The organism is Bacillus cereus group sp. MYBK5-2 (assembly GCF_051915685.1).
GTDB lineage: Bacteria > Bacillota > Bacilli > Bacillales > Bacillaceae_G > Bacillus_A > Bacillus_A cereus.
This window is the reverse complement of sequence record NZ_JBQAFE010000001.1, coordinates 1,089,748-1,107,921: the sequence shown is the minus strand read 5'-3', so window position 1 is coordinate 1,107,921 and position 18,174 is coordinate 1,089,748. Positions and strand designations below refer to the sequence as shown.

The window sequence follows — 18,174 nt, the reverse complement described above, 5'->3', positions numbered from 1 at the left end:
GTTATGTATTATATTAAAATTGTATCTATGTTTATGTAAAAAGGCAATGATGCACTTTCATGTGCGTAGGTTACTTGTAGGTAACTATAGAAAGGTTTTATTTATAAGTTTCATTTTTTTACCATTATTCATGTAAAATAAAAACAAATCCAGCATAGGAGAGTGTATGAGTATGAAAAGAAAAAAACGGTGCTTGTCACTAACTGCAGTCGGACTATGTATCATATTGTTTGCACTGTACTTTATATTTGGTAACCCACTAAATTATAAAGTAATTGAAAAAGATACTAGCCATTATCTCCATACTAAAAAAGGTTATAAGCAAGAAGAAATACAAAACATAATCGGAAAATATACTCCCCTTTATAATATTGGCTATTATGCAACAGTAGTATATAAAGACGAACCATATTTCACCTACTCTTATACATACGATGATAATAAAAAAATAATACAAGACAACGGTATTTTAGGAAGACACACTGAGTCATTTGAACATCTTCATTTAAACTGGTCGTTGTTTGACCAGTTAGTAGATGGTATTCATACAAACTTGCAAGGAAGAGGTTTAAGAGAAAAGAAAGATTATTCTATACGACACGTTCAATTCATTGATATAGATGACGATAAAAACGGTGCAGAAGCATACGTTGACTTTAAGAAAGATAAAGAATCCGATTACTCATATCGTATGAATAGCGAAGGAAAAGCTTATCAATATAATTGCAGTAACGGTAAATGCATTTTTAAAGAGAAATAGTGTTAGAAGGAGAACCTTCTAACACTATTTCTCTTCATGATTCGGCATACGCACAATAAATTCAGTACCTTTTCCTTCCTCACTCTCCACTTTTATCTCCCCTTGATGAAGGTCGAGTACTTTCTTTACAATAGCTAAACCTAAGCCACTTCCTCCATAGGCACGATTTCGTGAAGAATCCGCTTTATAAAAGCGCTCAAAAATATGTTGTTTCTGTTCTTCTGATATACCAATTCCTGAATCACGGATACGCACTTCCACTACTGTCTCATGTTCCTTTAACTGAATAGTAATCGTACCACCGCTTGGAGTAAATTTAATACTATTATGAATTAAATTAATCCACACTTGACTCATACTTTCTTGGTCAGCAATAACATATACTTTTTCTAAATCTAGTTCTAACTCAATTTCTTTTTCAGCCCAGAGTGGTTCACTATTTAACACAATTTGCTTTAATTGTTGATCTAATCGATAGCTCACTCTTTCTGGTGTATACTCTTCTGATTCTAAAAGAGTTAGCTTTAGTAAATTTTGACTTAGTTTAGATAATCTCGTTGTTTCAGTTTCAATAATGGTAAGATAATGCTTTCTTTTTTCCTCAGAAAGATTATCGTCTTGTAGTGCTCTAGCAAATCCTTTTATAGAAGTTAACGGTGACTGTATTTCATGAGAAACATTCGATACAAACTCTTGTCTCATTTTCTCCATCGTATTCAGTTCATCTGTCATATCATTTATACTTTTTACGAGCACGCCAATTTCACCATCATACTTTTCTTCATTTCTTATTTTTACGGAGAAGTCTCCTTTTGCAATTTTTTGTATCGGTTCAATAATAGTCCAAATCATCGCCTCTCGTTTTGGTCTCATTAATATTCCAATCAATGTCCAAATAAGAATAATAAAGACAAAACCGACCATATCACTAATTAGAAAGGCAACAAACGGCGATACGTTTACGTCAAAAGCATTCAATAAACTAGTTGCTACATAAAATGCGATAGACCAAATGATAGTAAGAAAAGAAAAGAGCGCTAATACCGCCCCAAATACTTTCAGCATCTTCAACTTACTCATTCGTTTTCTTTTTCTCATTTACTTACCTCTAAGCGATACCCTAATCCTCTTATTGTTTTAATACTAAATTTCGACTGCTCTTCTTGAAACTTCTCACGTAACCGATTAATATGAACGTCTAGTGTACGTTCATTTCCTTCAAAATCATATCCCCATATTTCTTCAATTAATTGCTCTCTCGAACAAGTTCTTCCCGATTTAGACCCTAAAGTAAAGAGCAACTCAAATTCTTTTAACGGTAACGTAACCGTTTGTTCTCCACATGTAACTTCGAATGTTTTACGATTTAATAATACATCTCCAACTTGAATCGATTGCGAAACAGTAATTTGGTAACGTTTCAATAATGCCTTTACTCTCACTACTAGTTCTATAGGATCAAATGGTTTTACAAGATAATCATCTGTCCCAAGGTGAAATCCTTTTACTTTTTGTGATGTTTCCCCTTTGGCAGTTAGCATCAGAACCGGGATATCATAGTATTTTCTTAATTCAAAACATACATCAAATCCATCCATATTTGGCATCATGATATCAAGAATAACCATATCGACTTTTACGTCATCCATTTTCTGAAGTGCATCTACTCCATCAATTGCCTCATATGTTTGAAAACCTTCTCGTTCTAAAAATACGGAAACGAGTTCTCTAATGTGTGGATCGTCGTCTACTATTAAAATTTTAGGTATCAAAGGAACCATTTCCTTTCTACTTAGCATCTAATATATTTTTTAAAAATGAATCATCAGTGGAGTAAAATCCCACTGATGATTCATTTTATAATGCACCCTCTTTAATTTTCAATTGCTGCGTTGCAAACTCACGATACATATCATGCGTCTGTAATAATTCATCATGCGTACCACTACCTGTAAGATTCCCTTTTTCAATAAAGATAATTTTATCTGCATCTACAACAGTAGAAAGTCTATGTGCAATCACTAATGTTGTTCTGCCTTTCATTAAGTTATTTAATGCTTTTTGAACGACAGACTCAGATTTACTATCTAAGCTTGAAGTTGCCTCATCGAGCATAAGAATTTGCGGATTTCGAAGTAACGCTCGGGCAATAGCAATTCGCTGTCTTTGTCCCCCAGAAAGCTTCACACCGCGTTCTCCAACTTCTGTTGCATAACCGTTTGGTAAGTCATGAATAAACGCATCAACATATGCCATTGTAGCTACTTTTTCAATTTCTTCATCCGTTACTTCGCCCTCGACACCATAACAAATATTATCACGAATCGTTCCATCAATTAACGGACTATCTTGTGATACGTAACCGATTTGACGTCGCCATGACTCTAATGAATAACTCGTAATTGATTCTTCCCCTAATTTAATGGCGCCACTAGTTGGCTCATAAAAACGTTCCAATAATGAGAATAACGTTGTTTTCCCACTACCACTTGGTCCTACAATTGCTGTCACTTTTCCAGATTCAATTGTGAAATCAATATTTTTCAAAACTTGCTCTTCTTCGTTATACTCAAAATGTACATTTTCAAGAACAATCGGTTGCTTAGCATTTGTCACTTTCACACCAGTTTCATGATCTTCTACTTCATATTCTAAAATCGTACTAATTCTTTCCGTTGCACCAATTGCCTTTTGGAATTGTGTAAAGAACATAGATAATTGACTCATCGGCATTACAATTTGAACTAAATACAAAATAAACGCTACAAGTTCACCGGTTGTTAATGCACCGCTAGAAACTCGCATCCCGCCATATCCTACGATAATAACAAGTAGTGCCATTAAAACAAACGACATAACTGGCGAAATTAATGCTTGCACTTTCCCTTCTTTCAAACCAAATTGTAATAACTTTTGTATACCTGTGTTACCCGTTTCATATTCTCTTTTTTCTGTATTTGAAGATTTCACTAAACGAATTTCTGATAACACTTGCGTTAACACACTTGTAAAAGATGCCGTTTCATCTTGAAGCGCTTTTGAAATCTTATACATTTTTCGTCCAAGTGGAACTAAAATTAATACAGACAACGGAATAACCGTTAAAAGTAACGCAGTCATTTTCCAATCTAAAACAAATAATACAATTAACGATCCAACAATTGAAATACCACCTGTTAATAAGTTTGACAAATGCTCAGAAATTAACGTTTTCACTACACCTGTATCATTCGTCATACGGCTAATTGTATCACCTGTTCTATTTTGATCGTAATAAGATACCGGCAAGATAAGTACCTTTTTCCACAAACGTTCTCTTAGTCCCGCTACAATCTTCTGCCCAATATAATTTAGTAAATATATAGACAACCCTGCCGCAATAGTTTGCATTACAAAGAAAGCAACTAATCCAACAATTTGTCCTGCACTAATTGAAGAAAGCGAAAAATTATCTACTAATCCTTTTGTAAGCATAGGAATAAATAAACTCGCTCCCGTAGAAAGCAAACTCATTAATAACGCAAAAACTAAAATTCCTTTCGGAGGATTTGTATCTTGAATAAGGCGTAAAAACTGCCTCCAACTCCCTTTTTTCTTCATTTCATTTCTAACTTCCATTCCTGTTCATCTCCTCGTGTTAAACCAAACTGTTCTTTCTAAAATTAGAATACGATACAAATGTAAACTGAATGTAAACACACTTTTTCTATTTTTACAAAATATACATAAAAACTCATCTTTACAACAGATATAAATATCTGATATTATTACCTGGTACTTAATATTATTCTATGTAAATTATAGATAAATAATTTACAACACGATATAAATCTCCAGTTAGTGAAAGGAGTATCCTTTTTGCAAACAAATATACATTCTGAAAAGGAAACAATTATTTTTATTCATGGATTAGTTGGCAATCGTCGCGCCTTCAAAAAGGAGCAAAAACGTTTTTCTTCCTCCTACAACATTATAACTTATGACTTATTAGGTCACGGTGATGATAAAGGAGAAGCAATCGACTTTTCATTACAGCGCCTCGTAGATCAATTATTAAACTTATATGAGCAAGAAGGTATTAAAAAAGCACATATTTGTGCGCTAAGTTACGGCTGTTACATCTCTACAATTTTCGCACAAATGCATCCAGAAAAAGTATTAAGTATTTGTCATATTGGAGGACATTACAATAACCCTTCTCGTTTATATAATGTATTTCAAAATTTTTGGGAGAAGCGAGGAGATGAATACTCTAAATGGCTCTCTCAATACGCAAATACTATTTTTCCAAGCGGTATATTAAAAGCAAATCCGTTCGCAGTCATTTCAAGAAATATTTACTACCGTTTCGGATTACAATTACATTCATCCATAATTGCCCAGTCATTACGACATCGGTTAGAATTCGATTTAAAATCTAAATTAAAATCACTTCCTCACCCTATACTATGGGTAATGGGAGAGCATGATCATCTCTATAAATCTTGTCTATTTGATTTGAAATCTATTTTGCCTAACGTTCTATATAAGGAAATACCGTTAGCGGGACATGCAGCGAACTTATTTCGTCCTAACTATTTCCATGACTTATATGATCGATTTTTAAATGGAAAGTTAAAATAAAAACTATTAAACTTCCAATTTATTCAACTATAAAAAGGCTTCCCAAGTTTCCTTGGAAAGCCTTTTCTCTATACGAAAAGTATATAAAACTACTTTTTCTTAGTATGCTTTTGTGTAACCTAATAGGTGCTTGCTCCAGTAAGAGTTACTTACAGAACTAATACGTACACCAGTTGCATCTGTTTCTGCACTAATGAACTGACCGTTTCCTAAGTAAACACCCATGTGAGAAGGACCTGATTTATAAGTATTTTGGAAGTATACTAAATCACCTGGTTGTGGATTGCTAGTTTTTGTTTTAGAGCTCCAGTATCCAGCAACTGTTTGACGAGCGCCTTTATGACCAGTTTGATTTAATACGTAGTGAATGAATCCACTGCAGTCAAAACCAGCAGGTGTTGTACCAGCAGTTCTGTATGGTGAACCATTTAAAGATCTAGCGAATCCAGCGATTGAAGATGTATCTCCACCTGTTGTTGGTTTTTGTACGTCTTTACCTGGTTGTTGAACGTTATTTGTAACATTATTGTTATTTGTAACGTTGTTTACTCCGCCTTTTACAAACTTAACGAAGTCTGCACTTACGTAACCTGTGCGGCCGTTATGGTTAATTTTGTACCAACCATTTTCAGCACCAGTAACGTTTAATACTTTACCATTTGTTACTCCACCGATTACAGCGTTGTATGTAGCTGGGCCTGTACGTACTTTTAAAGCACCAGTGTTAACAACATAAGAACCACCAGTTTGAACTGTTGTAGTATTGTTGTTTGTAGTTGGTTGTTGTGTTTCGTTAGATACAGCAGAACCACCTTTTGTTACGAAGTCTTTGCTTACGTATCCAGTTCCACCATTGAAGTTGATTTTAAACCAATCTTGTACTTCACCTACAACTTGTACTGTTTTACCTTTGTTTACAGAACCTAATACTGTATGAGATGTACTTGGGCCTGTACGTACGTTAAGTGAAGAAACGTTTACTGTGTAAGTACCTGTTCCTTGTTGAACAGTCGTTCCTGTTTTGCCACCAGTCGTTACGAAGTCACCACTTACATAACCTGTTTGACCATTTACGTTTACTTTGAACCAACCATTTTCTTGTCCAACTACTTGTAGCACTTGGCCTGATTTTACTTTAGAAATAACGTTATGTCCTGTACCAGCACCTGAACGAACATTTAATACATCAGCAGTTACTGTGTATTTTAATTCAGAAGTTGTTTCTACAGTTTTTGTTTCAGTTACAGTCGTTTGAGTTTGAGTTTGAGTTTGTCCATTAATTTCTTTTAGCGCTTCATTTGAAACTTGTGCATGAGCAGAATCCATTCCTGGAACTGCAACGCCAGCTACAGAAGCTGCTGCTAAACCTGCAATTACTTTTTTCATAAGTTGTCTTTACTTCCTTTCCCTACTATCCTCTTAAAAAAAACTAAAACTTTAATACTTTACAATATTATCAAAGTAAAATATTCATCCAGTTCCATTTTTTAGCAAGAGTTTTATTTTTCACACAGAGTTCATTTTAAATGAACAAAGTGAAATCCGTGTGAACTTCATGTGAACTTTATCATTAAACACAGTGTTTTTGCAATGGTTTTTTCAAATTTCTTATATATCGCATGAAAATTCGACATTCTATTTAATATTTTAATATAAAATATCCCTTTTCTATCTATTATAAAAAATTCTATTAACCTAATACAAACTCAAGTATGTATTTCCTTATAAAGCTCCTTACATGAAGTATACTTTCATCATGACAAAAATCACTCTATTTATCAATAGTATAATATTTTTAGAAAACTAAATTTCTATACTATCTACAATTTTGAAATAATTTGACGAATTGTAAGATTTATTTCACAAAAGCCATTTCTCCTTTAAAGAAAACACACACTATATCAACTGTTCTCTTTTTCTTATAATGGAATTTATAGGATATTTATAGTATTATATACATATCTTAATAAACAAGAATTTTAGCGAACTGATTAAAGTTTCATTTTATAAAATGAAACTTTAATCGGTAAGGGTTTTATACATCCTCCGCTAATTTTTAACCCTCACCACTCGGGCTGCCCGTTAATGCGGATTTTTATTGGAATAAAAAGAGGAGGCATATTTGTGAGAAATATAATAGATGATCCAATACAAAAAAATATAGAGCTATACTATGCTTTTATTCAATTCGTTTCAATGATAACATTACAAAAAGTATCAGCTATTGAAACACGTAAAAATGAATTAAAAAATCAGATGAAAAATGCCGGACAAAAAAACCCTTATTACGTATAAAAAAAGGTGAACAGGTTATATTCCTGTTCACCTTTTTAAATTATTTATAAATTTTCACACGGTCCTCTAGCGGTTGGAATTCTTTTTCACCAGCATGTACTACCGGTTTACCAAATGGCATTTGCGCAATAAGTTTCCAATTCTCTGGAACATCCCACTCTTTTCTCACTTCTTCATCAATCAGCGGATTGTAATGCTGTAACGTAGCACCAAACCCTTCAATTTCTAAAGCTGTCCAAATTGCAAATTGTAACATTCCTGATGATTGCTGAGACCAAGTTGGGAAATTATCTTTATATAATGCAAAGTTAGCTTGAAGGCTTTCCACTACTTCACTGTCTTCAAAATATAAAACCGTTCCATAACCACTTTTAAATGCATTCATTTTTTCTTCAGTAGGTGCAAAGTTATTTTCAGGTACAATTTTTCGTAACGTTTCTTTCGTAATATCCCATAATTTATCATGTTGTTCTCCTAATAAAACAACAACACGAGCACTTTGAGAATTAAAAGCTGAAGGTGTATGTTTTACAGCATGATAAATCACTTCTTGAATTTTCTCATCAGAAACTACTTGCTCTTTACTAATTGCATAAATAGATCTTCTGTCTTCAATTGCTGAGTAAAAATCTTTTGCCATCATAATTCCCTCCAATTTTCAATTGAGGCTATTTCATATGTATATATCATATTACGCCCCCTCAAACTTATTATTAATAAGCTTATAACTTTATAATATCACAGCAACAAATAAACTCAAATGATAACACTTGTATTTAGAGCCTTTTTCCTTTTTAAAATGAAAATAAAAAGACTGTTTGTTGTTATCTAAAATTAGTAACAACAAACAGTCTTACTTATGTAGCGATCTAGATTCGTATTTTACTTACTTAATTAACTAATCCAAATGCATACGACATTAACTTATTTGTCTCTGTAAAACGTTTTGTTTTACTTGATGTCCCCATGACCACTGTAATAATTCGATTATCGCCTTGCTTTGCAGTCCCAGTAAAACAGTATCCTGCACTATCTGTAAATCCAGTCTTTAGTCCGTCCATTCCTTCTATATATAAACTTTTATTATTTTTATTTAACATGTCGTTTGTGCTTATAACATTAATATTATTAAATGCTAGCTGACTTTGACGTAAGTGAGTCACTTCTAATATTTCCGGATAATCTTTTATAAGATGATATGCCAATTGTGCTACATCACCAGCCGTCATTTTTGTTTCACTTCCATCTGGCTCTTGTAATCCAGAAGCATTTGCAAATTTAGCATGTTCCGACATTTTTAACTGTTTCGCTTTTGCATCCATAAGCTGAACGAAATCTTGCTCCGATTTTGCCATATGTTCTGCTAAAGCCACAGCTGAATTATTAGCTGACTCAATCATTAATGCATGATATAAATCTTTAACAGTTAATGTGTCATTAACTTGTACTGGGATTCTCGCTCCCTCTGTTTGTGCCGCCTTCGCACTTATTTTCACTGGATCTTCCCAGCGAACTTTCCCGTTATGTATACTCTCTAGTAGAAGATACGCTGTCATCATCTTAGACATACTAGCCGGTGCAAAAGCTTCATTTTCATTATATTGATAAATAATATCTCCATCACTCGCATCGATAATCATAGCTGCTTTTGCGTTAATTTCTGGTGGGATGTACTTTGGCGGGACTACTTTTTCAGTAAATCCTGCTTTAGGTAGTTCTGCCACTTGCAAAGGTTGTCCCTCTACATTCGCTACGCTCTTTTGATTTCCTTGGAATAAGAACCAACATATCCCTAAAATAATGACTAATAGGACTGTCATCCTTCCCCATTTTAACCGATTCATTTCAAAACTCCTTTAGCAAACCTTTTATACACTCACATTTAACCTTATCAACAATTCCTTTATATAGTCAAGGTAAAAGGTATATTTATTCATATACAGCAATGATTATTTTAATTTATTTATGTTAAACTTACAATGTTGAAACGTAAGAATATTTAATAATAAAATCTCGTAAATAAAGCGAAACTTTAATCAGTCCCCCAATCGGGCTACCCGTCAAATAGCGAGATAAACTATTTAATAGAAGGGATTCATACAAATGCTACTTCCAAAATCATTAAAATACGGAGACACAATTGGGATTTACTCCCCTTCTTCACCAGTAACCTACACTTCTCCAAAAAGATTTGAACGAGCAAAATCTTACTTACAACAGAAAGGGTTTCATATATTAGAAGGTTCATTAACAGGTCGATATGATTTTTATCGTTCTGGTAGTATACAAGAGCGTGCTGAGGAGCTAAATGTCTTAATAAGAAATCCTAATATTTCTTGTATTATGTCAACAATTGGTGGGATGAATTCAAATTCAATATTACCTTATATTGATTATGATGCTTTTCTAAATAACCCTAAAATAATGATTGGGTATTCAGATGCAACTGCTTTATTACTAGCAATTTACGCCAAAACAGGAATCCCTACATTTTATGGACCAGCTCTCGTCCCTTCCTTTGGCGAATTTGAACCTTTTGTTGATTGCACATACAAATATTTCGCTGAAACTTTACTACATGATCATTCTCTTCCTTATCATATAAAACAACCATTATTTTGGTCAGATGAATTTATTAATTGGGAAGAAAAGACAAAGGAGAAAGAACTTCGACCAAACGATTGGATTTCAGTAATTGATGGAAAAGCTACTGGGCGTATTATTGGCGGGAATTTAAACACGATACAAGGAATTTGGGGTAGCCCCTATATGCCACATATTCAAGAAGGTGACATTCTCTTTATTGAGGACAGTTCAAAAGATGCAGCTACTATTGAAAGAAGCTTTTCATTACTTAAAATTAACGGTGTATTCGATAAAATTTCAGGTATCATTCTTGGAAAACATGAGCAATTTGATGATTGTGGTACAAATCGAAAACCTTTTGAAATACTATTAGAAGTACTTCAAAATCAAAGAATTCCTTTTCTAGCTGACTTCGATTGTTGTCATACACATCCAATGATTACCATGCCTATCGGTGTTCAAGTAGAATTGGATGCAACAAATAAAACGATACACATTGTAGAACCTTGGAAAAAATGAATGCATAGCTTCTATTGTTTTACAATAAAAGCCATGATACTATATAATTTGGAATGTGAAAGATTAAACACAATACGTTCCAATATCTAACACTAGAAAAATTAGGTATAAATATATATTTATATGCAAAAGAGAGTGAATAAATGAAACCAACTATTAAAAATTACGTATTTTTACATGTAGCTTTTTTAATATATTCTATCATTATGGTTTACATGAAATGGGCAGCTAAATTCCCCATTGCTTCCATCTCATTTTTTGTTGCTTATTTCGGATTAGTTATACTTTTATTCGGATATGCAATTTTATGGCAACAAGTAATTAAACATTTCGAAATTTCAAAAGCATATTCACATCGCGGGATTATTATACTGTGGTCAATGCTTTGGTCAGTATTTCTATTTGGAGATACGATTCAGTGGAATCATTTACTTGGTGCAGCTATTATTATCGTCGGAATTGTGGTGGTGACAAAAGATGAATAGTTATATGTTATTATTTATTTTCGGGATAATTTTAGCTAATTACTCACAAATATTATTAAAAAAAGCTACTTTGCAACAATACGATTCTAGAATAAAAGAATATGTGAATCCTTATGTTATTATCGGCTACTCTTTATTTGTAATTAACGCCGGATTAAATGTTATCGCCATGAAGGGCATGGCATTAAAACAAGCATCAGCATTAGAATCCTTAAGTTATATCATCATATTAATTTTCGGTTGGTATTTCCTAGGAGAAAAAATAACGAAACGTAAACTCATCGGCAACATGATTATTATCGTTGGTGTAATCGTTTATTGTATCCAATAGTAAAAAGCTCCGTTTATCACAAACGGAGCTTTTTACTATTGACCTAAATTTTGCACTTTATCTTTCAAATCTCGAACTTGATCTACCGTCTGCATAAGCTCGGAGTTTTTAAATTGCTCTACATCCACTTTTCCTTCTTCTATCTTTGTCATCGCCGTATCAATTAACGCATTTAACTTTTCGTTATATCCGACGATTTGTTGATGAATATCCTTTGCTACATCAGGTGGCGTTAATTCATTGAATGCGGGTATATCTTGTTTAATTTCACTAAGCTTCGTTTCTAATTCTTTTCGAGCCTCGCTATCATTAACGGCCTTTTCTGCTAATGCTGGTGCATCATTTGCAAATGCACTTATTTCATTTACATAGTCTGTCGCCTTTTGAGCATAATCTATGGAGTTCTTTCCTTCTTCCACTATTGAACATCCCATTAAACCAATTGAAACTATAAATACTAATACAATTGATTTTATTTTCATGTTAGGCTCCCTTCGTCTTTATCATTGTCTGTAATTTTCTCTATACATAACTTCTAGCTAAATTGTTTATAACCTTTTTCAAATAGCTATTTATCCTCTTACATGCCCTATTATCGTTACAACATCTATTTCTATATGTACGCTTATAATATCTTCAATTATATCCATATACCCTTGTCCTATAGCTGTTCCATAGTGTAATGTAAGCCCCTTCTTTTCATACACTGACTTTGGCACTGAAAAAATAAATCTCCTCAAGTTTCTTTCATCAGCTGGTTCCATTATTAAAACAATCCCATCTTCATCAAACATATACGCTCGCCCTCCAACTTTACATTCACTATGGCTCAGTATTGCCTTGGTCAGCAAAATTTAAAACACAATAAGTTAAGATACTCTCTGCTCTATCATAAAGTGAAACTTTAATTAGCCCTCACCAGTGGAATCTTTATCGGCAAATAGCGGGATAAAAATAAAAAGCATTCATTCTTTTTTGTTAAGAATGAATGCTTTTTAAAAAATCAATTTCTAACTCTAGCATCTTTTTTTGACGAGGTTTTACTTTCCTTACGGGAATTCCAGCGTAAATATACCAATCATCTAAACTCTCTTTTACCATACTCATCGCGCCGACTGCCGTACCTTCTCCTACAATTACATTTGGAAAAATAATAGAATTGGCACCAATAATCACATGTTTTTTTAAAATAACTTTTTCTGCTTTCACATTCCTATATTGATTTGGGACGGTTGGCCCCATTAATGTATTTCCACTGAAATCATCAAGTACTGCATATACGATTGTTTTAGCTGAGATGTTTGCAAAATCATGCATTTCAATCCCAACTTCCCCTCCATATAACGCTGTATACGCTGATATGTGCGAATAACTTCCAATTGTGATTTTACCACTTAAAATGCAAAAATCATCAATTCTTACATGATTGCCAACTGATATAGCACTCGGATTATATATACTTGCTTTTTTACTAACCAATACATTTTTCCCAACAGATAAAAATCCAATTTGCTTTAGTTCTTCTTGACTATAAAAACTATTCATCTACCGACACCACCTTCTGCTCTAAACAGATTACAATTTGCTCTACTAGTTCTTTCGTCATTCCTTCCCATAAAGGTAAACTTACGATTCGTTTTGCTATTTTATTCGTCTTTGTTAAATCTGTAGACTTATAGTTTTTAAAAAGAACTTGTTGGTGGCAAGATGGTGAAAAGTATAATCTAGCTTCTATTTTCTGTTTTTTCAGTTCTTCTATTACTTGTATGTTGCGAACTTCTTCTGGACAAATGATAGGCATAAATTGGTGAATAACTGCTTCTGTCTTTTGGACTTTCCACCCTTTTTTCATTAACCCAGTATTTTGTAACAACTGTTTATACCATTCAGAAATACGGCTGCGTTCTTTTAATTTTTGATCCCACTTTTTTATAGTCGCAATCCCAATAGCTGCTGCGTATTCAGACATTTTACAATTAAACCCCATCATCGTACATTCACGATTTTTATCAAATCCGAAATTCCCCATTCTTTTAATACGTTGTATATCTTCTTCGTTTTTACTATATATGAGCCCTCCTTCACCAATTCCGAATGGCTTTGTTGCATGAAAGCTATATACAATCATTCCGCTAAAATCTTGACCGTAATGCATCCCTCCATTCATTAATCCAAATCCCGGCGCCGCATCTACGACAACCGGAATCCCCTTCTTCTCTAGTTCTTCATATTCTTCTAAGTTCATCCATGATCCAAAAGTGGCGTACGGGATAACAATCGCAACCTCTTCTTTTAATTCTTCTATTTTATCCAAAAGTACGGTTTTATCCATATACCAATCATCTATTGAAATATCAATAAAGTACGGTTCCAATCCACACCAAATAGCGGCTAAGGCAGTCGCAGGGAATGTAAAGCTAGGCATGAGAGCATACTTTCCTTTTTCTCTTTTCTTACATTGAATTGCCGCCATTAACCCTAGCGTTGCGTTTGCTACTGTTGTAACTGCTCCCCTGCTCTGAAAAAATTCCGACATAATTGTTTCTTCAAAACGTTGATTTATTGGTCCATAATTTGTATATATGTGGGATATATCAATTCGCTCTAATTCATCTAAGTACTCGTTTGCAGGTACAATTGACGCACGTAAAAAAGGAATATTCTCCATATGCATCTATTCCTTTCTATCATTTTCGGACAATATAGAGCATATCTGTTTCAGATAATCCAAACTTCCTAGCACTTTTCATTCCTTGTTTTTCCGCTATGTTATATAATTCTACCTTAAATCCTGCATTCATTAATCGTTGAATAAATCCCGATTGATTGTAAATTCTCACATGATCTTCTTGACCAAAAGCTAATTTCCTCAATTGTGGTGTTACAATTAATTCATTCTCTATAATAAAATCTACATTCATTACGATCGGTACTTGAATAATTCCCCATCCATTTGGCTTTAACACTCTATATAACTCTCGCATTGCTTTGTCATCATCAGGAACGTGTTCTAACACATGGCTACATACTATTACATCAAAAGTATTACTATCATATGTAATCCTTGTAACATCAATTTCCTTCATTAATGGATCCTTTGGTTCTAAGTCACCACATACATACGTAATATTTTTATACTCGTTAAACCAATCTCTTAACTTCGCTTCAGGTGCAATATGAAGCATTGTATAGTTTCTATTTAACAAGTCCGTTTCCGTTTCAATGTACGCACGATACAATCTTTCACGATCCATCGAATTGCAAACTGGACATATCCCTGTATCTTTATTCCACATCTCAAATTTATATTTCGGAAAATCATAATGCGCTGGCCAAGGTGAAAATTTTTCAAATTGTTGATTGCAATATTGACAATAACAAGATTCTTTCTCAAACATATGAGCAACTAACTTGTTTAACCCTTTTTTTATCTTTTCATTATAAATTTGATCTAGTTCGCCATTTCTTACTGCATCCTTAACTATAAATCCCGCATTTTCTAAACAATAAGATAAACTCTCTTTATACTCACTTTCGGAGCTTAAAAATCCACTATTATATGCATCTATAATTAATTCAATCCACTCTTCAATTGTCATTAAAATAAAATGCATTTGTTTTTGATTTTGTCCACTATGTTGTCTAAAATAACTAAGAGGTTCTTGCATATAAACTACTTTTCCTTTCCTCATCATATCTAGCCAAGTTGCAATGTCATTAATAGCAGAATAAGCCTTTCCTTTAAAATATCCAAACTTCCCGTCAAACAAATCCCGATTAAACAAAACAGTTGTCGGCTCACCAACTACATTTTTTAAGTTTTTTAACATATAATTTCCTAATTCTTTTCCTTCAAAAAGTGTAGTTTCTTTCGCGATTTTCATATTTAATGTTGAAGGTGGTAATATCTCTCCATTCTCATCAATCAGTTCACGATATGACGTCACAAATGAAATATTTTCTAACGTCAAAAAGTATTTCATCATTCTCTCGATCTTTTCATGATGAAATAAATCATCATCTAATAAAAAGTTTATATAGTCCCCATTCGCAAGTTCTACACACTTATTAAAGTTTTCGGCAACTAACGGCGTTTCATTTTTAACATATGTAATACACTCATATTCACGTAAGTACGGTTGAATCATAGCATTGACTTCATTATTTGTACTATCGTCAGAAATAATAATTTCAATATTTTCATATGTTTGATTCAAAGCGCTGTTGAGTGCTAATTCCAAGTAATAAGGTCTATTGTATGCAGGAATAAGTATACTTACTTTCGGTAATGAAGAATTATTATTTATATGTTGTTTTTTCTTTTCTATGTTTATTTTCTTCGCTCTAATTTTTTGGTAATAGTCTAATGTATATAATATTGATGATGGAACTATCCTTCTTGCATAATCTAGAAAATTAGTTATCGCTTTGTCTAACTCTTTTTCGGTGGATAAGAAACCATATTGTTCTCCTGCTATAATACTGTGTGAAAAATCTTCTAACCCATCCATCATTTTATTAGATTCATTTAACTGTTGATCTGGATGTAATCGAAAGTAACTCAGTGTCTCTGCTATATATACTGCTTTTCCTTTACTTAATAAAGATAACCATGAAGCTATATCTACGTTACATAAATACCGCCTCTTATCAAAAATCCCATATGGTTCTTGTAAATCATTTTTACGAAATAAAACTGTTGTCGGTTCTCCAATATAATTTTTTTGATCCACAATTACCTTATTTCCTAATTCTGTTCCCTCTATAATGGTATCCTCTTCAAATAAACGGACAGTCGAATAAATATGTCGCAGTTCTTTCCCTTTATCATCAATGACTTGACGATGAGATGTTACAAGCTTAATTTCATTATCTAAATCATTGAAAAAATACTTCATCATTTTTTCAATTTTATTCACATGAAATACATCATCATCCATTAAAAAATTTATATACTCACCGTTCGCTTCATTAAATAACATTAACGCATTTTCAAATTGTCCGAGAGTTGACCTATTTTTTATATAAATAATATTTGAATGATCACATAAGTATTTTTGTAACAATTTTTCTGTTTCATCATTCGTGCTGTCATCTCCAACTATAATTTCTATATTAGGGTACGTTTGTTCTAACACACTACATAACGCCTTTTCAAAGTAACTAGGACGATTATACGTAGGAATTAATACACTTACCAACGGAAGTTGCTCTACCATTTCTTCAGTTCTTTCAATACGAGTTCTCATTTTAACTCTCTCACCTCTTCGCATATTATTTATATACGCGACACAAAAATCACATTACTTTAACTGTATGGAGCCTATATACTTTTATGCAAACAGGAAACAAAATATCATACTTTTCGTTCCTGAATAAACATATTTAATAATGCGGACATTTTATTTGCACCTTTTTTATTCATATGATCACTATCATAAAAATCATCGTCACAAAATAATGGCGAATCAAATAGATCTATAATTTGAAAAGAATATTGAGTTTGAAAATCATTTATAACTTTATAAAAATCTTCTTTTAATTTCTTACTACTACAATTGAAATAATGTGAAGTAACAGGGAACACAACAATTAATGGCTTTATATCGTTTTTTAACAGTAATTCTAAATATTTCTTAAAAATCATTTTATTTTCAACTAAAGTATGAGGATACGCCAATTTAGCATGTGAAGCTGCTCTTATTTTCCCGTGTTCTTCAAAAGGAATATGAAGAGAAGTAGTATTCCATTCAGCATTTATCCAAGGCAGCGTCAATGATTCATCTTTTAGTTCGTCTAATAAAATATATTCAAAATGCAAATTAAAAATAGAAAGAAGTGGCTTCGGAGTATTTAGATGTGAGAATCCATCAGTGGGTAGAGGAGAATGAACTACAGTATGATGACCATCTTGAAACAATGGATAATATACTTTGTGAATTCTATATGATTCAGATGATAACGACATATCAAAGTAAAACGAGAAATAGGCTATTCCTATTAAACAATATTGAAATGAATGATTGTTTGATAAAAGTTGTGACGCTATTAAATAATCATAGTATAGATCTTGCGATGGAAGTGTTAATTTTATTGACTTTTTTGAGAGAAGCTCCGTACTTATGCCACAATGTGGATAAGACAAACCGGTAGCAAACAATTCATACGTCGGATCACTCTTTGTTTTTTTCATAGAAATGTATAAAGACATAAGATCTGGATTTATTTGATAGATAGAAATTAATTTATCCTTCCATTCATACATGTATTTTGTTAAATTAATAATTTTTGAACTTTGCACGCCCCTATTTATCAAGTCATTTGTAAGTTTTTCTGCGTCCCCTCTCCAAATGACTATATATTGAAAAGAACTTTCTATACGAACAACATCTGAAACGTCTACAACATGAACTATTGTTTTACATTTATTTTTGTCTAACGTATTTCGAATCCTCTCCCCTGATAACTCATCACTTAAAACAATGATTTTATATTGCTCCTTCATGTACATCCCCTCCATTATATGTATAATATGAAATTCATTTTTAATTCGTAACAATCATATACACCTGCAA

At 32.8% G+C, this 18,174-nt stretch carries 18 protein-coding genes; 6 read left to right on the top strand and 12 right to left on the bottom strand.

Annotated elements, in window-relative coordinates:
* Positions 1–166: 166 nt before the first annotated feature.
* Positions 167–760 (top strand): DUF3139 domain-containing protein, encoded by a 594-nt coding sequence (locus tag ACTFP3_RS05915; RefSeq protein ID WP_440009623.1) that lies wholly within the window; start codon positions 167–169, stop codon positions 758–760.
* A 24-nt stretch (positions 761–784) separates the two neighbouring features.
* Here the strand turns inward: ACTFP3_RS05915 and hitS are convergent, their stop codons facing one another.
* The 3 genes from hitS to ACTFP3_RS05900 form a co-directional block, all read right to left on the bottom strand.
* Complete coding sequence (gene hitS, locus ACTFP3_RS05910) at positions 785–1,858, bottom strand: envelope stress sensor histidine kinase HitS (protein WP_001231627.1); 1,074 nt, start codon at positions 1,856–1,858, stop codon at positions 785–787.
* The gene (gene hitR / locus ACTFP3_RS05905; protein WP_153580759.1) at positions 1,855–2,532 is read right to left on the bottom strand and encodes an envelope stress response regulator transcription factor HitR; all 678 of its coding nucleotides are present in this window, start codon (positions 2,530–2,532) and stop codon (positions 1,855–1,857) included. The genes hitS and hitR overlap by 4 nt, the downstream gene beginning before the upstream one ends.
* A gap of 85 nt (positions 2,533–2,617) precedes the next feature.
* Positions 2,618–4,378, bottom strand: coding sequence for an ABC transporter ATP-binding protein (locus ACTFP3_RS05900; protein WP_440009618.1), 1,761 nt, complete (start codon positions 4,376–4,378; stop codon positions 2,618–2,620).
* 240 nt (positions 4,379–4,618) lie between these two features.
* On the opposite strand from ACTFP3_RS05900, the gene ACTFP3_RS05895 reads away from it, so the two are divergent.
* Positions 4,619–5,383, top strand: coding sequence for an alpha/beta fold hydrolase (locus ACTFP3_RS05895; RefSeq protein WP_001194309.1), 765 nt, complete (start codon positions 4,619–4,621; stop codon positions 5,381–5,383).
* Between the two features lie 99 nt (positions 5,384–5,482).
* Here ACTFP3_RS05895 and entFM read toward each other — a convergent pair whose 3' ends face one another.
* The gene (gene entFM, locus ACTFP3_RS05890; RefSeq protein WP_000755513.1) at positions 5,483–6,769 is read right to left on the bottom strand and encodes an enterotoxin EntFM; all 1,287 of its coding nucleotides are present in this window, start codon (positions 6,767–6,769) and stop codon (positions 5,483–5,485) included.
* A 738-nt stretch (positions 6,770–7,507) separates the two neighbouring features.
* Between entFM and ACTFP3_RS05885 the strand changes: the two genes are divergently transcribed.
* Positions 7,508–7,678, top strand: a complete 171-nt coding sequence (locus tag ACTFP3_RS05885; protein ID WP_001244279.1) for a hypothetical protein — start codon at positions 7,508–7,510, stop codon at positions 7,676–7,678.
* A 40-nt stretch (positions 7,679–7,718) separates the two neighbouring features.
* Here ACTFP3_RS05885 and ACTFP3_RS05880 read toward each other — a convergent pair whose 3' ends face one another.
* Positions 7,719–8,321, bottom strand: coding sequence for a nitroreductase family protein (locus tag ACTFP3_RS05880; RefSeq protein WP_001987122.1), 603 nt, complete (start codon positions 8,319–8,321; stop codon positions 7,719–7,721).
* A gap of 247 nt (positions 8,322–8,568) precedes the next feature.
* On the bottom strand, positions 8,569–9,522 hold the full coding sequence (locus ACTFP3_RS05875) for a D-alanyl-D-alanine carboxypeptidase family protein (protein ID WP_440009614.1): 954 nt from the start codon (positions 9,520–9,522) through the stop codon (positions 8,569–8,571).
* Between the two features lie 259 nt (positions 9,523–9,781).
* Between ACTFP3_RS05875 and ACTFP3_RS05870 the strand changes: the two genes are divergently transcribed.
* The 3 genes from ACTFP3_RS05870 (at position 9,782) to ACTFP3_RS05860 (ending at position 11,599) form a co-directional block, all read left to right on the top strand.
* Positions 9,782–10,783 carry a S66 family peptidase gene (locus tag ACTFP3_RS05870; protein WP_017656796.1) on the top strand — a complete coding sequence of 334 codons (1,002 nt, stop codon included), beginning with the start codon at positions 9,782–9,784 and terminating at the stop codon, positions 10,781–10,783.
* Between the two features lie 143 nt (positions 10,784–10,926).
* A complete protein-coding gene (locus tag ACTFP3_RS05865) occupies positions 10,927–11,268 on the top strand; it encodes an EamA family transporter (protein WP_000805125.1) in 342 nt (113 codons plus the stop codon).
* A complete protein-coding gene (locus ACTFP3_RS05860) occupies positions 11,261–11,599 on the top strand; it encodes an EamA family transporter (protein ID WP_001089868.1) in 339 nt (112 codons plus the stop codon). The genes ACTFP3_RS05865 and ACTFP3_RS05860 overlap by 8 nt, the downstream gene beginning before the upstream one ends.
* A 35-nt stretch (positions 11,600–11,634) precedes the next feature.
* On the opposite strand, the gene ACTFP3_RS05855 is transcribed toward ACTFP3_RS05860, so the two are convergent.
* From ACTFP3_RS05855 to ACTFP3_RS05830, 6 genes are all read right to left on the bottom strand, one after another.
* Positions 11,635–12,081 carry a DUF6376 family protein gene (locus tag ACTFP3_RS05855; RefSeq protein WP_440009611.1) on the bottom strand — a complete coding sequence of 149 codons (447 nt, stop codon included), beginning with the start codon at positions 12,079–12,081 and terminating at the stop codon, positions 11,635–11,637.
* A gap of 90 nt (positions 12,082–12,171) precedes the next feature.
* Positions 12,172–12,393: a hypothetical protein gene (locus ACTFP3_RS05850; protein WP_000459099.1), complete on the bottom strand. Its 222-nt coding sequence runs from the start codon at positions 12,391–12,393 to the stop codon at positions 12,172–12,174.
* A gap of 184 nt (positions 12,394–12,577) precedes the next feature.
* A complete protein-coding gene (locus ACTFP3_RS05845; protein WP_001084193.1) occupies positions 12,578–13,144 on the bottom strand; it encodes an acyltransferase in 567 nt (188 codons plus the stop codon).
* Positions 13,137–14,267 carry a DegT/DnrJ/EryC1/StrS aminotransferase family protein gene (locus tag ACTFP3_RS05840; RefSeq protein ID WP_440009607.1) on the bottom strand — a complete coding sequence of 377 codons (1,131 nt, stop codon included), beginning with the start codon at positions 14,265–14,267 and terminating at the stop codon, positions 13,137–13,139. Before ACTFP3_RS05840 ends, ACTFP3_RS05845 begins: the two co-directional genes overlap by 8 nt.
* 19 nt (positions 14,268–14,286) lie before the next feature.
* Entirely contained in the window at positions 14,287–16,848 is a 2,562-nt protein-coding gene (locus ACTFP3_RS05835) for a glycosyltransferase (protein WP_440009604.1), read from the bottom strand.
* 107 nt (positions 16,849–16,955) lie between these two features.
* The gene (locus tag ACTFP3_RS05830; protein WP_000664267.1) at positions 16,956–18,104 is read right to left on the bottom strand and encodes a hypothetical protein; all 1,149 of its coding nucleotides are present in this window, start codon (positions 18,102–18,104) and stop codon (positions 16,956–16,958) included.
* Positions 18,105–18,174 lie beyond the last annotated feature (70 nt).

Bases quoted from the DNA above. Each gene is read 5' to 3' on its own strand.
- ACTFP3_RS05915 (WP_440009623.1), top strand. From the start codon at position 167: ATGAGTATGAAAAGAAAAAAACGGTGCTTGTCACTAACTGCAGTCGGA.
- hitS (WP_001231627.1), bottom strand. From the start codon at position 1,858: ATGAGAAAAAGAAAACGAATGAGTAAGTTGAAGATGCTGAAAGTATTT.
- ACTFP3_RS05900 (WP_440009618.1), bottom strand. From the start codon at position 4,378: ATGGAAGTTAGAAATGAAATGAAGAAAAAAGGGAGTTGGAGGCAGTTT.
- entFM (WP_000755513.1), bottom strand. From the start codon at position 6,769: ATGAAAAAAGTAATTGCAGGTTTAGCAGCAGCTTCTGTAGCTGGCGTT.
- ACTFP3_RS05880 (WP_001987122.1), bottom strand. From the start codon at position 8,321: ATGATGGCAAAAGATTTTTACTCAGCAATTGAAGACAGAAGATCTATT.
- ACTFP3_RS05875 (WP_440009614.1), bottom strand. From the start codon at position 9,522: ATGAATCGGTTAAAATGGGGAAGGATGACAGTCCTATTAGTCATTATT.
- ACTFP3_RS05870 (WP_017656796.1), top strand. From the start codon at position 9,782: ATGCTACTTCCAAAATCATTAAAATACGGAGACACAATTGGGATTTAC.
- ACTFP3_RS05865 (WP_000805125.1), top strand. From the start codon at position 10,927: ATGAAACCAACTATTAAAAATTACGTATTTTTACATGTAGCTTTTTTA.
- ACTFP3_RS05860 (WP_001089868.1), top strand. From the start codon at position 11,261: ATGAATAGTTATATGTTATTATTTATTTTCGGGATAATTTTAGCTAAT.
- ACTFP3_RS05855 (WP_440009611.1), bottom strand. From the start codon at position 12,081: ATGAAAATAAAATCAATTGTATTAGTATTTATAGTTTCAATTGGTTTA.
- ACTFP3_RS05850 (WP_000459099.1), bottom strand. From the start codon at position 12,393: ATGTTTGATGAAGATGGGATTGTTTTAATAATGGAACCAGCTGATGAA.
- ACTFP3_RS05845 (WP_001084193.1), bottom strand. From the start codon at position 13,144: ATGAATAGTTTTTATAGTCAAGAAGAACTAAAGCAAATTGGATTTTTA.
- ACTFP3_RS05840 (WP_440009607.1), bottom strand. From the start codon at position 14,267: ATGGAGAATATTCCTTTTTTACGTGCGTCAATTGTACCTGCAAACGAG.
- ACTFP3_RS05835 (WP_440009604.1), bottom strand. From the start codon at position 16,848: ATGAGAACTCGTATTGAAAGAACTGAAGAAATGGTAGAGCAACTTCCG.
- ACTFP3_RS05830 (WP_000664267.1), bottom strand. From the start codon at position 18,104: ATGAAGGAGCAATATAAAATCATTGTTTTAAGTGATGAGTTATCAGGG.